Genomic DNA, 16,730 nt, shown 5'->3' with positions numbered 1-16,730 from the left:
ATCAAAAAATTTTAGGTATGGCTTACGAATATAGATTTTCGGGGACTTTACCAGAAGATTCTTCTACTTATATTAAAAGACCAGCAGACGATAACCTTTATAAAAGTCTCAAAGCAGGAAAATTTTGTTATGTCTTGAATTCACGTCAGACAGGTAAATCAAGTTTGCGCGTACAGACAATGCGTAGACTACAAAAAGATGAAATAATTTGTGTCAGCATAGACCTTTCCATGTTTGATACTTATTTTTCTTCACCAGAACAATGGTATGCTGATTTTATTGATACTTTGATAGAAAAAGTTAATTTAGATTTTGATTTAGATACTTGGTTAGATGAACAAAAAAATATTTCTCCCATTAGACAACTAAGTAAGTTTATTGAAGGGATATTGCTACAAATAATAAATCAAAATATTGTAATTTTTATCGATGAAATTGATAGTATTCTTAGTTTAAAATTTCCCTGCGATGACTTTTTCGCTTTTATCCGTGGATGCTATAACCTGCGTGCAGATAATCCGATTTATAATCGTCTAACTTTTTGTTTGCTAGGAGTTGCAACACCCAGAGATTTGATTGCGGATAGAAAACGTACACCATTTAATATTGGCCAAGCAATTGAATTGACTCCTTTTAGTTTAGAAGAAGTTACTTCTTCATCTTTAATTAAAGGATTGTTAGGAAAAGTAGAGAATCCAAAAGCAGTATTAAAACAAATATGGTACTGGACAAATGGTCAGCCATTTTTGACACAAAAATTATGTAATTTGATTGTCAATAATATTTCTGATAATAGTGGAATTTTAGAGGAACATAGAGTGAGTGAAATTATCAATAATTTGATTATTGATAATTGGGAGTATCAAGACGAACCAGAACATTTAAGAACTATTAGAGACAGGATTTTGAAAGATGAAAGCTCTTCTAGTATATTGCTAGGAATTTATCAAAGAATTTTACAAAATGGAGAAGTTGCAAGAAATAATAGTCCCGAACAATTTGAATTATGTTTATCGGGGTTAGTTATTAAATGTAATGGTAGTTTGAAAATTTATAATCGTATTTATAAACATATTTTTAATTTGAGTTGGGTTGATAAGCAATTAGCAAATCTCAGACCTTATTCAGAATCTTTTAATAGATGGTTAGCATCGGGTTACAAAGATGAATCCCGCTTATTAAGAGGACAAGCGTTGCAGGTTGCTTTAAATTGGTCAAGAAATAAAAATCTTAGCATCATTGACTATAAGTTTTTAGCAGCAAGCCAAGCATACGAAAACAAAGAAGTAAAAGAAGCAGGAAAAAAAGCTCAAGAAGTTTTGCTACAAGCAAATAAAAAAGCTAATCGACGGAGTAAAATTGGAGTTCTATTTTTATCTTTTTCCATAATGATTTCTGCTTTATTTGTCAACTCAGCAGAACAAAATAGAAAAGCAATCCTTGAGTTCAACACTATACAATCATTAGGAAATCTTGCGTCACATTTATTCGCTTATCGGCAAATAGAAGCTTTGAAATCTGCTATACAAGCTGGGGACAAATTACAAAAACTAACCAAAGATATTCATTCCTTTGAGAGTTATCCAGTTAGTAGTCCTATTTCAGCTTTACAACATATATTAGATAATATTCAGGAACGCAATCAATTAAAACATCAAGAGAATACAGGGGAAGTAAACAGCGTCAGCATTAGTCCTAATGGCAAATATATTGTTACTGCTTCTACAGACACAACTGCTCAGTTATGGGATAGAAATGGTAAAAAATTAGCTCTACTTAAACATAAAGAAAAAGAAGGTGTAGTGTTTAGAGCCAATTTTAGTCCTGATAACAAATACATTATTACTGCTTCTACTGATACAACGGCTAAAATATGGGACTTATTTGGTAGTGAAATTGGGACACTCAAACATGAGCAAAATTATAAAGTAAGCAGAGCTATTTTTAGTCCTGATGGTAAACGCATTGTTACTGTCTCATATGAGAATAAATACGACTATGAATCAACCTATAAAATTACCTCCTGGAATTCACAGAATTATAAAAAAAAATCGTCACTTTCACTTCTACAGAAAAAAGATGAACAAATAAAGGTAATTGACGTTGTATTTCCCCTTAATCGATTAGTAATTGTCACAACTTCAAAAAAAGGTAATGTTCAATTATTAGATGAGCAAGGTAAACTTATCCAAGAATTAATTGGTCATAAAGATGAAGTTAAAAGTGTTGATTTTAGTAAAAATAGTCAGTTAATTGCAACTGCATCTGGGGATAAAACTGTTCGTCTATGGAAGTGGGATCCAAACCGGAAATTACAAAAGGATTTTATTCAAGAATTGGAAGGACATACTAGTATAGTTAATGGTGTTTCCTTTAGTCGCAATGGTCAGTACATTGCTACAGCTTCCAGTGACAATACCGTTCGCTTATGGAAGAAAGATGATGATCAGGAATTATATACGAGTAAAGAAGTATTAAGAGGACATACAAAATGGGTATATGGTGTTGTCTTTACACCTGATAACAAACATATTATTAGTGCATCACATGACACGACTGCAAGAATATGGGAATTATTTAAAAATAAGCCAAAAAATATTTTCCAAAAGATTGACAGTCAAATATTTACTGTTGCTTTTGGTGGTCCCAATGGAGAAATAATTGCTACTGGATCAGCTAATGGTAAAGTCTACTTATGGAATAAAAATAGGAAGTTGATTAGGGAATGGCAAATTCCAGAATCGCCAATGACAAAAAAAACGCCATCAGTTTACACCATTGCTTTTAGTCCTGATGGAAATCAAATTGCTACCGGTTCAAGCGATAGTAAGATTCGTTTATGGGACTTAGAAGGGAAATTGGTTAAAGTCTTAAATGGTCATGATAACCAAGTTTTGAGTATTGCATTTAGTCCTGATGGAAAAAGAATTGTAACTGGTTCTAGGGATAATAATATTCATTTATGGGATAACAACGGTAATCTCCTCAAACAAATAAAAAAACATACAGACTGGGTAGAAAGTGTTGCATTTAGTCCTGATGGAAAACAATTTATAACTAGTTCTCGCGATAAAACTGCTCATTTGTGGAATAAAGATGGTGAATTTATCAAAGTATTAGAAGGATACAAAGACTGGGTAGTAAGTCTAGCGTTTAGTCCTGATGGAAACTACATCGCTGCAGCTTCCCGCGATGGTAATATCCGTTTGTGGGATAAGAATGGTAAATTTATCAAAGCATTAGAAATCTACCAATATGGCATTAAAGATATTGCTTTCATTCCTAATAACGGACAGTTACTTGCAGTAGCTTATTATGATGGCACCGTTCGCTTGTGGGATAAAGACAGTAATTTTATGCGACAAGAATTGGTAGGACATGGTGACCAGATACATAGTATTGCATTTAGTCCTGACGGTAAACAAATCGTTACTGGTTCCCGTGATGGTACTGCTCGTCTGTGGTCTGTGGTTAGTTTAGAGCAACTAATTAATGATGGTTGTATTTGGCTTCAAGATTATTTTGTTACCCACCCTGAAGAATTGAAAAGACTTAAAGTTTGCCATCAATATATTAAATAAAATTTAATGGACTTACAAAAAAAAAGACATTTGCAAGAATGATTATCATTATTTGGGTTAATTGTCTACTGAATGTCCTTTAAATTGGTTGCTTAACTGGAATAATTGAAACGTATACTTTCCTGAGAAGTTGTCGCCTTTCATGTCCTGATACGGTTTGCTAGGTTGCATGAATTGATGCACCTTCAAAAGAAATAGCGATTTTATTAATTACCAATTACAAACAACAATAAATCGAGATTTCTCTAAACTTAATTTATATTTGATGACAAACTATTTCGAATACGGTTGGTAATTAAGTACTTTCTTGGTAAGAATAGAGAATGGGTAGCTTTGGATAAGCAAATAAGTCCAAATATTTTAATTTTTAACATTTATGCTGAATGTTTGTCTTCAATTCACTGTTTGCTTGCCTTGCTACTCTTACCGGCGATGTCCTGTTTTACCTCATACCCTTGTCATTCGCCGGACTTTTAGTTTAATCTCGAACCAATGGTGTAGCAATAGGTGCTGCTATGTCTGATTTTCATGCTTCTAAAGAAAAAGATCGATCTTTGGAGCAAGCTCTAACGAATAAAATCATTGATGACTATTTTGAGCATTCGGAAAGTTGGCTTCGGGCTATCTTAAGAATGTGTTTTTTTTCTCTAGCTCATTTAAAAGCAGAACCGGTATTCGTGGTCGAATGTCCTAATCAAGCAGTTGCAAAACGACTGAGTCGAAAAACTTATCCTTTTCGCGGAATTGTCTACTACTTGACTGATGACTTCGATGCTGATGACCGTTGTTTATTTTGCTATAAAGACCCAAGCAAGGAAACTTGGAAATGTTTCGATACCAGTGCAAACACCTGGAAAACTCTGACTAATCTGCAAGCATCTAAAGCTCAAACTGATGGATGATAACCCATCCTTTTACTGTTTTGACCGATAGCTAATCAAAAATTTATGAAGTTTTGGAGTATCAAGAAGGGATGAGGGTAATGGATAGGTTTTTATTACCAATTACCTGTTACCCATTACCCATTATCTATTCCTTAAATTTTTCAATGCTCAATCTTCCAATAATTTAATTATCCTCTGCAAAACTTGTTGTTTTTCCCGCTCGGTGATTTCTGGCTGAGAATTATTCAATGTATCGGGATTGATCCAAATATCTGCATATTCGATATTAACGCAATTAGATGCAATAGTATCAATCCATTTTCTGGGGTCGAATCTATCATTTTTAGTTATGTCATCTAATATTTGCTCAATTACTGTTTCTGCTTCCATCCGAATAAAATCTGAACTACGACCTGAAAGTTCTACTTGAAAAGGTAAACCTTCTGTGTGACGCTTGACTGTCCAACCATCCCAGTGTCTTAATATTTTACTTACAACTCTTTCATCTGTTGGTCTACCCCACCATACCCAAATTTCTTTTTCAAACAAATTTAAATATGCTCCACTGCATACTTTCTCTTCATCTGGAATTGCTACTGGGTCACAACTTTGAAGGAGTTCAAATAAACTTGAACCGGTGGAAAGTAACTCAGTAAGATAATTATCAAATCTATAATCTAAAATCAGTTCTGGATGATATTTAACTGTGAGAAGAGTCTCAGTACAATCGGTTTTGCTATTTTCCAACCAACCTCGATAATTTTTCCAGTGATAATAATCAATATCTGTTTGTACTTGCGAAATATCTATTCTTAAATATTGGGCTATATCAATAATTCCCTGTTCAGCCCAGCGAATTCCCCAACCTTCCCAATTTAACTGGAGCAGGGAAATGAAATATTTACGAACTGCTGGATACTCATAACCATCACCACCCCAAAATATCAGCTGTTTCTCATGAGTATCTACGAGTACTGCACCTTCACACCATAGGTCATCCAATAAGGTTTCTACAGGTTGCAAAGACTTAATATAGTCAATGGTAATTTGGGGACCATAAAAAATATCTTTGGGAATAGAAATTGCACCCCAATGAGAATAGTAAATGTTTATTTCCCTGTTTTGGATAATAACGAAATTGGATCTGTGTCCCATATAACCTCACCCTTAGACATTACAAGTTACAACTTGATTTATGGCGTTTCAGCGAACAAAAACTCCTCACTGATACTTAAACAGTCCATACTGTGAAGAAACCTAGCGAAGTTTAGTCTCGCCAAAACCAAAGTATAGTACTAATGAACTATAGTCAAGTAGCAAGGTTATTTGATGCTTGTTAGTCTTGACAGCTATAAGTATAAGAGGGTATTAAGAAAGCGTCATCCTTGTTGTTAAGGTTATTTCCTAATCAAAAAATTTACTGCTACAAATACTTTTACAATCAATGGGGAAGAAGTATGGGATAAGTTTATCTCAATCAACTAATCTTATTGATTAAGTTATAAATATTACTTAGTGATGCATTGTTCTCTGGTGGTTTGTTTCTCACCGAAGTCAGAAATATTGAAACTAGTGGAGGGGTAAATCCTCCTTAACCCCTCTACAAGCAAATTAAATTTCTACAAGCAACTAGAACTTTAAAACTGGGGACTCATTAGTAAAATTTGCCTAACTATAATTACCAGCGCGATCGCAATTGTTAAAACTAGGGTAATTTTTCCACCAGGAGCAAGAATTTGATGGTCGTTATTTGAATCGCGATCAGTTTCCCGTTGTTTCCAACTCATCAACGCTGGAAGAATTCCCCCTAAAATTGAGATACTAAAACTTCCTGCATAATCTAGAGCACCAAAAAATATGTTGGGATTAATTAGTGATAAACTCATCGGCGGAAACATCACCAATGAGATTACTGGTAAACGGGGAACGGGCTGATTAATCTCAAACAAATTCATGTCTTGGAAAAAATCCCGTAAACCAAAGAAAAAGCCAATAAAAGAAGTTACGATCGCAAACTCTGAAAATACAGGAATTAGTACTCCCAAAATATTCTGTGCTCCATGGGTGTAGAGGAACTGTAAGGGGTCGAAAACTGTTTCCCCCGAGGAAATATTCTCCACGATTTGAGGACTAATACTTCCTAAAATTACAGCATTCCATACCAAGAACATAACTAGAGGGATCGAAGAGCCAATAACAATTGACTTGCGAATCTTTTGTATATCCCCTTCCAATTGGCTAACGATGACTGGTACGACGCTATGAAAAAACATCGCCACCAACATTACGGAAACAGCCCCAGGTAAAGCTCGCCAATCTTGAAATAAGAAACGTACTGGGTGAATCTGCGTTCCCTCTAGAAAAACTAGCCCTAAAAAGGAGAAAACAACAATAACAACAAAGATACTATTTAACTTCTCTACAAATCTGTCTCTTGCAAGATACAAAATGCTACCAAAAAGCGAGGTAAACATTATTGCTCCTACCCACGTCGGTAAAGCCCCATCCATACCCAATAAGTGAGAGGCTCCACCCAAGAGAATATCACCACCACGAGCTATATATGCTACTAACAAACTGTAATGAAAGAATAAGAACGCACCCCCAGCCAACCTACCAGTAAATGTACCCAGTGTACCTTCAACTATTGACAAGAAGCCTAAATTCGGACGTCCTTCTACACGCATCCTATTTAAGGTGACCTCTGCAATTAAAAGACCCGAGATCAATACATATAGCCAAACTGCAAATAACAGTGCCGTAGATGGAACTATACCACTTGGTAAAGTGACCGCTGGTAACGCCAAAATTCCTGCCCCAACTGTATTCCCTGCAAGCAAAGCCGCACTTCCAAAAACACTACCGGGGTGATGTTTTAGTTGGTTACCATCCTTTTCTAAATGAGAAAATAGACGAGTAACTTTTGGTTCATCAGACTGGATATTAGTTTTTATTTGGGTCATGCTAGGGTAAGTGTATTTTTCCAACCAGAAATTAACTTATGTAAATCATTTTAACAAAAAGTTTTTAATAATTGTTAAGTCGAAAGGAATAACTAAGTTTCTTCCTTAATGTATGAATAAAAATATTTATCCTCTTTCCTTTCACCTTATTCGTTATAGCATATCTATTTATTTGGAATATTATGTGTCTGTGACACAGCTTATAATGCTTATTAACTTTGTTAATAAATAACAAAAAATTACTAAATTGCCCATTACTAATTACTAAATAATCCCACTTCCTTTAGATGTCAATTTCTATTCGTCTGCTCAAAGAAAGCGAACTAATGCAAGCTAACTATATTTTTCGGGTTGCTTTTGGTAAATTTGTTAAACATCCAATTCCGGAGAATTATGGTAGCGATCTAAACTATATGAATCGTTGGTATAACAATCCAGAAGCAGCATTTGCAGCAGAAATTGATGGACAAATAGTAGGAGTTAATATAGCTACTAATTGGGGTAGTTTTGGACTATTTGGTCCCCTTATTGTACATCCAGATTTTTGGGAGCAAGGTATTGGGAAAAAATTAATTGAACCTGCGATCGCATGCTTTGAATCTTGGAACATTAAACAAGCAGGATTTTGTACATTTGCTAACAGCCCTAAGCATTTGTGCTTATATCAAAAATTTGGTTTTTACCCCCGTTTTCTGATTGCATTTACTTCCAAACAACCTCAACCTTACCAACAAGCTTTGCAAAGAATTAAATATTCTCAATTAAGTAATTTGGAGCAAATGGAATCTCTCCAAAGTTGTTATGAATTAACAGATACAATTTACGATAATTTGGATGTTAGAAGTGAAATAACTACAGTAAACAGCAAAAATTTAGGCGATACTATTCTGCTTTGGGGTAATGATACCTTGTTAGGTTTTGCAATTTGTCACTGTGGAGAAAATACAGAAGCAGGTAAAGATACTTGTTACGTGAAGTTTGCAGCTGTGCGTCCAGGTAAAGAGACTGAGCAGTGGTTCGAGCAACTCTTACGAGAGTGTGAAAAATTTGCTATGGAACAAAAACTATCTCGTTTAATTTGTGGAATGAGTACGGAACGCGATCGCGCCTATAAAAAAATACTTGCTCTTGGTTTTAAAATTGATAGATTAGCTGTGGCTATGCATAAACCAAATCAACCTGCTTACAATCGCTCTGATGTCTTTGTTATTGATGATTGGCGTTGAGAGATACATTTGGTTGTTATATGTCAATACGGTTCAGTTAAGGTTGAACCATAATTATTTTGGGCATGTAGAGACGTTGCATGCAACGTCTATAGCAACCGATTTAGTCTTATCTGAACCGTATTGTGTTATATGTCTGCATAAAGTAAAAATAATGTAGCTTTATTGCGGTGATTTTGAAATTTTCGTCCTCTATACTCAGAGGTGCAATATACGATCTGAGAAAATCCTATAGTGTCTTTACCTCCATCTAAATTTTCCACTATAAATTCAAATCGCAAAGCAGGTGCTCTCAAACGTTTGCGTACTCTAAGTCGTATTTTAGATCGTGGGATCGTAATTCCGGGAACAGGTATTAGTCTTGGTCTGGATCCGATTATAGGATTGCTGCTACCTGTAGGTGGTGATATCTTGGGGCTTTTACTTTCTGCTTATATTGTTGTGGAAGCCTTACGTTTAGGTGCTTCTACTGAAATAGTAGCTAAAATGCTTCTAAATATTATTTTAGATACCCTAATCGGAGTAATACCAGTTTTAGGAGACGTGTTTGATTTTATCTAGAGAGCTAACGAATATAATCTTAAGCTACTTGAAGAACACTTGCAGTAACGCACCATTCCAAACTTTAGAATTACAGGTTATTAAATTCTTATTCTTAAAGTGGTACGCGAATCTATTGTAGAAAACTTTGTTATGTAATATTTAGAAATTCAGTTTAACGATTCAGTATGATGTAAGATATGCTCTGTGGGGGAGATACACTGATCAAATCCTATTATGTCCTTACCTCCATCAAAATTTTCCACTATAGACCCAAATAGTAAAGCAGGCGCTCTCAAACGCTTGCGTGCTCTAAGTCGTATTTTAGATAGTGCGATCGTAATTCCGGGAACAGGTATTGGTCTTGGTTTGGATCCGATTATAGGACTACTACCCGTAGGTGGTGATTTCCTAGGAATTTTACTTTCCGCTTATATTGTTGTAGAAGCTGCACGTTTGGGTGCTCCTGCTGGAATGCTAGCTAAGATGGTCCTGAATATTATTTTAGATGCCCTAATCGGGGCAGTACCAGTTTTGGGGGATCTGTTTGATTTTACCTGGAGAGCTAACGACTATAATCTCAAGTTAGTTGAAGAACATTTACAGTTTCCCGGTCGCAAAAGGGATCGTAACGTATGGTTTATTGTAATGTTGGTAGCTGGCTTATTACTTCTCACTATCGGTTTAGTTTCCTTAACAGTAATGATAACTAGCTTTTTGGTAGGATTATTTACAGGCAAATAAAGCACACACAATAGATTATTTTTTTAAATAAATGCAAGATTGGTGGCAAAAAACCTTTCCCAAAGGTAGACAATACTTAACGATTACTGATGCTAGTGGCTATCCCATGCAAGTAGCTTACGGAGAAAAAGGAGTAGGGAAGCCACTAATTTTATTACATGGTATTGGTAGTTGGAGCTACAACTGGCGTAAAAGTATTGAGCCATTGTCCCAACATTTTCGGGTAATTTGCTTTGATGCTAAAGGTTTTGGCTTTTCGGAAAAACCCCAAGATCGTCGAGAGGTTGAAGGTCACCAAGCGATTGAATTTGAGCGCATTATTAAGGAATTATGTGACGAACCAGCGACGGTAGTTGCAGAATCTTTAGGAGCGTTGATTGCTTTAGCGCTTGCTCAAGAGCATCCTCAAATTATTGGGCGATTAGTGGTGGTGAATGTCCCAATCTTTACAGAAGCTTTGCCTCATTGGGGCATGAGATTATTTTCCCACACCCCATTAGAAGTAGTTCAAATAATAGATCGTTTGCGTTTGACGTATTTATTCGCACCCCTGATTAGAGAAGTTATGGCGATTGAACGACGTGAGGTGCTGTTTGACCCATCAATATTAACTCCTGAGGATATTTATTGGATAACTTATCCGTTTATTGAATTTCCCGGGACTTTAACCAAAGCAGCTGAAGAACTACAAATAGCAGATCGAGAAATCAAAAATTGTAAGTTCAACAAAACTGGTTTATTAAGCAAGATACAAAATAACCTAAACTCTGTAGATTGTCCCACATTAATATTGTGGGGAGAGCAAGATAGTTGGTTTCCTATTGCTCATGGTTATAAGTTAAATCAATGTTTACCTAACTCTCAGTTGAAAGTTTTAAGAAATTGTCGTCACGATGCTTCATCAGGTGCTTCTGAGGTCGTTAATGAAGAAATTATTGAATTTTTAATGGGAACTGATTTTATTTAATCGAATCTTATTTTCTAAAAAAAAGACGTTGCATGACAACGTCTAAATCTTATGAGTCAAACATAATTTATTTCAAATTTTATTGTTCATAAAAATCATAAATATTAGACAGTATTAATGAATAAAAAAAAAGGTGGGAGGAAGCATATCAATCGCTTTCAAACTCCCACCCTGACATTTGTCGCTGAAGCGTAGAGAATTTATATAAACCATGCTGTACTTTATTTTGGGGGCTAACGTGTGGGTCAAGAACAGCATTCGTATATATTTGATATTCTCATCGCGGCAAATGTCAAACCTGATTATTGTTTTACAATTATCTAAATTTTAGTATTTAGATGATTTTGTGACTAATCTTTATTTTTGAGAAAGGTAGACAATGTATCAACTATTTATTGAAATGGTGTGATACACCCTGACAACAACACCCTTGAAGTCGTTTATCTTTATATAAGATATCCTGCCAATTTTGGTTGAGGTTGCCATTTTGGCAACTTTATCTATAAAAATAAAAACTGTAATTAAAGCAGCAAAAACAAAGTAATTATTAGTGCTTGTAAGTAGTTTTTATTGTTTTTATATTAATATTTAATATTTAATTAATGGTATTTTCTCGGAATAATAATTATTTATTCTGGTGTTCAAGTAGAGAAATCGTTTTCATGTAAGGATAGATGCCATTATTTAGTATTGGATGGGATCGATTCCTCATTCACATGAATGAGCTTATTCAAAATATGGAAAAGAAGAGATTAAGTCTCAGGATGTCTGAGAAAAGATTAAATAAGTTACGGGCTTATGCGGCGGATAGAGATAAGACTATTACATCTTTGGTCGAAGACTGGATCGACTCACTTCTCAAAAGGAGATAGACAAAAACAGCGCTATCCTCTCTCCTCTATCGGCTAAAGGCTGATTTTGTCGGAGGATGCACCGTTTTTGTCCCGGCATTCCTCCGCACACCTAATTGAGTACAATTTAGGTGTAGGACTCCTGCTCGGTTAAAGTTGAGTTATAGGTAGATGGAAAGGAATTTTTCTATTTGTAATTCTTTCGTGTCTATAATTTTTTAGATCTCGATCCGAGCAAAATGTCAAACAAGCAATCCAAACAAATCATTATTGTCGGTGCAGGACCTGGCGGTTTAGCCACAGCCATGAGGTTAGCTCATTTGGGCTACAAGGTACAGATTTTCGAAGCAGCAGATCGAGTCGGTGGTAGAATGCGCGGCTTTAATGACGGAGCTTATGGATTTGATACTGGACCAACAATTTTACAAGTACCCCGTTTGTACGAAGATTTATTCGCAGATTCGGGGTTAAAGTTATCTGATTATATTAGCTTTAAACGTTTAGAACCCAATACTCGGATTTGCTTTTGGGATAATACTCAACTCGATCTAACATCCGATTTGGATGCTTTCAAAACCCAACTAGCAGCGATGCGTCCCGATCTACCCGCAGCTTTTGAACGTTGGTATGAAGAACATATTCGCAAATACGATGCTAGTTATGACGCTTATTTGGGTACTCCACCGCGTTCTATCTTAGGTTATTTACGGCTTGATGAAATTCTTGCTGCAATACCGTTTCGTCCTTGGGAAAGTTTATATCAGCATTGTTGGCGCTTTTTTCAAGATGATCGCTTAGTTTATGCTTTGAGCTACCCTTCCAAATATTTGGGAATGCATCCAACTCTTTCCCCAAGCGTTTTTAGTTTGATTCCTTATTTGGAATTTGCTGATGGAGTATGGCATCCTGAAGGAGGTTTTCGCAATCTTGCAGCTGCGATGGGTAAAGCTGCAACAGATCTAGGTGTCACCATTAATTTACAAAGTCCTATTAAACAAGTTTGGATTGAAAATGGTCAGACTCGGGGTATTGAACTAAAAGAAGGAAACAAAATTCAAGCTGATGCGGTAGTGGTAAATGCAGATTTTGCTCATGCTGTGAAAAATATACTGCCAGATTCAGTCCGCGATCGCCGCTATACTGACAAAAAACTCGATCACATGCAATTTTCTTGTTCCACATTTATGTTGTATTTGGGAATAAATAAACGCTATGAAGATTTACCCCACCACCAAATTTATCTTTCCGAACACATTCGCAGACGACAAAAACCTTGGTTAGATGATTCGGCGCTAGATGAAACAAATCCTTCTTTTTATGTGTGTAATCCCAGCATCATCGATCCGGGTAACGCACCTGAAGGTCACAGCACCTTATATGTATTAGTCCCAATTCCCAATACTTCCCATAATGTAAATTGGGGAAGCAAACAAAAATCATATCGTGATTTCATTATCAACAGGATGCATCTATTGGGTTTCAAAGATGTAGAAAAACATATTGTAACCGAAACTTGTTATACAGCAGAAACTTGGGTCGATGACTATAAAGTTCATCTCGGTGCAGTTTTTAATCTCAGCCACAACTGGAATCAACTAGGTCCTTTCCGTCCTCCTATTCGTTCTCATAATACTAAAAGATTATACTGGGTTGGTGGTGCAGTCCATCCTGGTAGCGGACTGATTACAATTTTAGAATCTGCAAAAAGTGCGACGGTATTTATTGACAAAGATTTCTAAAAATAAAGATTCATAAAAATTCTGCGCTGGGCATATAGAATTAGCCATAGGGCATTTTACTCGCAGTATTTTCTGGCACGAAGTGACTAAAGAGATGCACTTAATTGTGTTTTTTAAGTGCATTTACTAATCTCTTTTTTTGTCTTTTGAGTCGCTAATTTCAGTATAAAAAATACATTAATCTATATACCGAACCAGCTTTTGAGTAGTGAGTTTGACGATTTTCCGCTGTTATTTACCTCTTATTGATTTCCTAACAAGTATTATGGTATTAAATATTACCCATAGGCTATAAATTCTACCGGATGTCGGAAACTTATACTTGGTGGGAGCATAAAAACTATAAGAAAAAATAGGATTATTGGAATTGCATTTAAATTCAGCGTTATTTACAAGTAAGTCTAATAACAGACAAATTGCAAAAGATTCTGCTCCCAAGCGGGGCTTATTTTGGGCGACTCGAACCCGCATTCTCGTGTGGTATGTTTTGACTATCACTATTATTTCTATTGTCTCAATCCCAATATTTCGCGAATTATTGTATATTCGCGTTGATGAGCGAGTTCGTAAGGACTTGGTCAAAAGAATACTTGTATTTAATACGTTGATAGAAAATGAAGCTAATACTTCGCTATCTGCATCAGATTTAGCAAAGCACCCAAATTTCAGCAAAAGTCAAGTTTTCGATCCTCGTTTTGTGCGTCCATCTTCCCATAAAGAACTAAAAAATTTTTTCGATCTATTTTTGAGCGAACAACTTCCAGAAGATGAAACATTTTTTATGACTTTCGTTGATGGAAAATTTTATAAATCAAATCCCCGAGGACGACCGGAAATTTTCGATAGAGATACAGTATTAATGCGTCGTTGGGCTAAATTAGTTAAACCAGAAAGAGGCGAGCAAGAATTAGCCGACCCCAAATTAGGTGGTCTAATCTACATAACTCAACCAGTAAAAATACGAGGTAAGAACTTAGGAGTATTTGTCATCGCTCACACTGTAGCTGACGAACGTCAAGAAACAATTGAAGCGACCACAGTTGTCGTTCAAGTGATGAGCGTGGTTATGTTAGGGGCTTTGATGCTTGCTTGGATTGCTTCTGGAAAGGTATTAGCTCCTTTACGTTCTTTAAGTACCACTGTGCGTTCTGTTAGTGAATCCGACTTAAGTCAACGGGTTCCAGTATATGGCAAAGATGAACTTGCAGATCTAGCAAGCACTTTCAATGACATGATGGATCGATTGGAAGCAGCTTTCACTACTCAACGTTATTTTATTAATGATGCAGGACAAGAACTACGAACCCCTATTACTATTATTCAGGCCTATTTGCAGCTAATATGTAATGACGCTCCGGAAGAAGTGGAAAAAAATGTCACGTTGGTATTCGATGAATTGGATCGAATGAGCTCAATTGTAGAAGATCTAATAATACTTGCGAAAGCGGAACGTCCAGACTTTTTAAATGTAGAAACAGTTGATGTGAGTAGTTTCAGCGAAGAATTATTTGCTAAGGCTCAAGCTTCGGGAGAACGTAATTGGCGCGTAGATCGAGTTGCCGTAGGAGATATTGTAGTAGATCCCGAACGGCTAACACAAGCTTTTATGAACCTGGTACAAAATGCAATCCAACATACAAAAAGTACTGATAAAATTACAATTGGTTCTTCAATTACTCAAAATACAGTAAAATTCTGGGTGCGCGATACGGGAGAAGGGATTGATGAGCAAGAGCACGAAAGGATTTTTGAACGCTTTGCTCGCGCGAGTAGTATTTATAATTCCCAAGGTACTGGGTTAGGATTATCTATTGTCAAGATTATTACAGAAGCTCATGATGGAAAGGTAATACTACATAGCAAGCTGGGAGAAGGTGCTAACTTCTGCATGGTTTTGCCAGTTGAGCCGATTAACTTAAAGTAAAGTAAAATTCTTGCTTATGCTGAGTTTGCTGTTACTGATAAAATTCCCAAAACTATCTACAAAAAGTAAATATTAAGTAATTTAGATTAAGTAACCGATCCAAATTTATAGTACTGGGTAATTTCGTAGCACCACGTAATAAGATTAGGAAATTTGTAAATTTGTAAATTCTATTTGTCATACGGACACGCCAAGCTAGAGTCTGCGGCGTCGGGAGATCCGCAAGGTGACAGCATGTCATATTTCGACTTTCGACTTGCGCGTAGCGCTATATCTTAAATATTATTCAAAATATTTCAAAATAAATCAAAATATTCACAATCAAAATGCCGATATCTGCCGCTAATAGACTACGAAAATTACTTGAAAGTCCAGAAATTTTGGTAATTCCGGGGGTATATGACTGTCTGAGCGCCAAACTAGTGGAACAGGTTGGTTTTGAAGTTGCTGCAACAAGTGGTTTTGGAATCGCTGCTTCGACTTTAGGATTACCAGATTACGGTTTTTTGAGTGCGACTGAAATGTTCTACAGTGTGGGAAGAATAGCCCAATCCATAAGTCTTCCCCTAATTGCTGATTTGGATACTGGCTATGGTAACGCCTTAAATGTCATGCGGACTGTTAGGGATGCTGTGCAATTGGGATTAGCGGGAGTAATTTTAGAGGATCAAGAATCTCCCAAAAAATGTGGGCATTTTGAAAACAAACGAGTAATATCTGAAACTGAACATGCGAATAAAATTCGTGCTGCAGTAGAAGCCCGTGCTGACAGCTGTTTGGTAGTGATTGCTCGCACAGACGCCCGCGCACCTTTGGGTCTCGAAGCTGCTATTTGTCGTGGGAAGGAATATATCAAAGCTGGAGCAGATGTATTATTTGTTGAAGCACCCCAGTCTAAAGATGAATTACAAAAGATTGCTGCAGCTTTTCCCAATGTACCTTTAGTAGCGAATATTGTTGAAGGTGGTAAAACTCCCCAACTCTCAGCTTCTGAGTTGCAAGAAATGGGTTTTAAAATAGTATTTTTCCCGTTATCTGGTTTATTAGCAGTCACAAAAACGATGACTGCTTGTCTGAGTCAGTTGAAAGCAGAAGGAACTACAGCGAATTTTCCCGATTTTATAAAATTCCAAGAATTCCAAGAATTAATTGGCGTCCCCAAATATTTGCAGCTAGAAAAACAGTTCGCTGTCACTGAGACAAACGATGAGTAACTTGAATCGGTACAGATGCATCACCTAGCTAGCATCGCTAGATTACGGCGGATTTTGAATTATTCCAACAATAAAATTCTTTTTTGCCGTAACCTAA

General features: G+C 36.2%; 11 protein-coding genes. 9 read left to right on the top strand and 2 right to left on the bottom strand.

Annotation, left to right across the window (positions count from 1 at the left end):
• Positions 1 to 17 precede the first annotated feature (17 nt).
• Positions 18 to 3,581, top strand: coding sequence for a WD40 domain-containing protein (locus tag BC008_RS26695; protein WP_027842904.1), 3,564 nt, complete (start codon positions 18 to 20; stop codon positions 3,579 to 3,581).
• Between the two features lie 515 nt (positions 3,582 to 4,096).
• Entirely contained in the window at positions 4,097 to 4,483 is a 387-nt protein-coding gene (locus BC008_RS26690) for a hypothetical protein (RefSeq protein ID WP_027842905.1), read from the top strand.
• A 150-nt stretch (positions 4,484 to 4,633) separates the two neighbouring features.
• On the opposite strand, the gene BC008_RS26685 is transcribed toward BC008_RS26690, so the two are convergent.
• On the bottom strand, positions 4,634 to 5,620 hold the full coding sequence (locus tag BC008_RS26685; protein WP_027842906.1) for a hypothetical protein: 987 nt from the start codon (positions 5,618 to 5,620) through the stop codon (positions 4,634 to 4,636).
• Between the two features lie 482 nt (positions 5,621 to 6,102).
• Positions 6,103 to 7,428 carry an amino acid permease gene (locus tag BC008_RS26680; protein WP_036265230.1) on the bottom strand — a complete coding sequence of 442 codons (1,326 nt, stop codon included), beginning with the start codon at positions 7,426 to 7,428 and terminating at the stop codon, positions 6,103 to 6,105.
• Between the two features lie 287 nt (positions 7,429 to 7,715).
• Between BC008_RS26680 and BC008_RS26675 the strand changes: the two genes are divergently transcribed.
• From BC008_RS26675 to BC008_RS26640, 7 genes are all read left to right on the top strand, one after another.
• Positions 7,716 to 8,654, top strand: a complete 939-nt coding sequence (locus BC008_RS26675; protein ID WP_027842908.1) for a GNAT family N-acetyltransferase — start codon at positions 7,716 to 7,718, stop codon at positions 8,652 to 8,654.
• A gap of 234 nt (positions 8,655 to 8,888) precedes the next feature.
• Complete coding sequence (locus BC008_RS26670; protein ID WP_063800726.1) at positions 8,889 to 9,215, top strand: DUF4112 domain-containing protein; 327 nt, start codon at positions 8,889 to 8,891, stop codon at positions 9,213 to 9,215.
• A 216-nt stretch (positions 9,216 to 9,431) separates the two neighbouring features.
• On the top strand, positions 9,432 to 9,938 hold the full coding sequence (locus BC008_RS26665; RefSeq protein WP_027842909.1) for a DUF4112 domain-containing protein: 507 nt from the start codon (positions 9,432 to 9,434) through the stop codon (positions 9,936 to 9,938).
• A 31-nt stretch (positions 9,939 to 9,969) separates the two neighbouring features.
• A complete protein-coding gene (locus BC008_RS26660) occupies positions 9,970 to 10,905 on the top strand; it encodes an alpha/beta fold hydrolase (protein WP_027842910.1) in 936 nt (311 codons plus the stop codon).
• Positions 10,906 to 11,995: 1,090 nt separating this feature from the next.
• Positions 11,996 to 13,495 carry a phytoene desaturase family protein gene (locus BC008_RS26650; protein ID WP_027842911.1) on the top strand — a complete coding sequence of 500 codons (1,500 nt, stop codon included), beginning with the start codon at positions 11,996 to 11,998 and terminating at the stop codon, positions 13,493 to 13,495.
• A gap of 367 nt (positions 13,496 to 13,862) precedes the next feature.
• Positions 13,863 to 15,419 (top strand): HAMP domain-containing sensor histidine kinase, encoded by a 1,557-nt coding sequence (locus tag BC008_RS26645; RefSeq protein ID WP_027842912.1) that lies wholly within the window; start codon positions 13,863 to 13,865, stop codon positions 15,417 to 15,419.
• Between the two features lie 326 nt (positions 15,420 to 15,745).
• Positions 15,746 to 16,633 carry an isocitrate lyase/PEP mutase family protein gene (locus tag BC008_RS26640; RefSeq protein WP_036265232.1) on the top strand — a complete coding sequence of 296 codons (888 nt, stop codon included), beginning with the start codon at positions 15,746 to 15,748 and terminating at the stop codon, positions 16,631 to 16,633.
• Positions 16,634 to 16,730 lie beyond the last annotated feature (97 nt).

The sequence above is a fragment of the Mastigocoleus testarum BC008 genome, from assembly GCF_001456025.1.
Classification (GTDB): Bacteria; Cyanobacteriota; Cyanobacteriia; order Cyanobacteriales; family Nostocaceae; genus Mastigocoleus; species Mastigocoleus testarum.
Note: the sequence above shows the minus strand (reverse complement) of the source record. Positions and strands in the feature narration are given on the sequence as shown.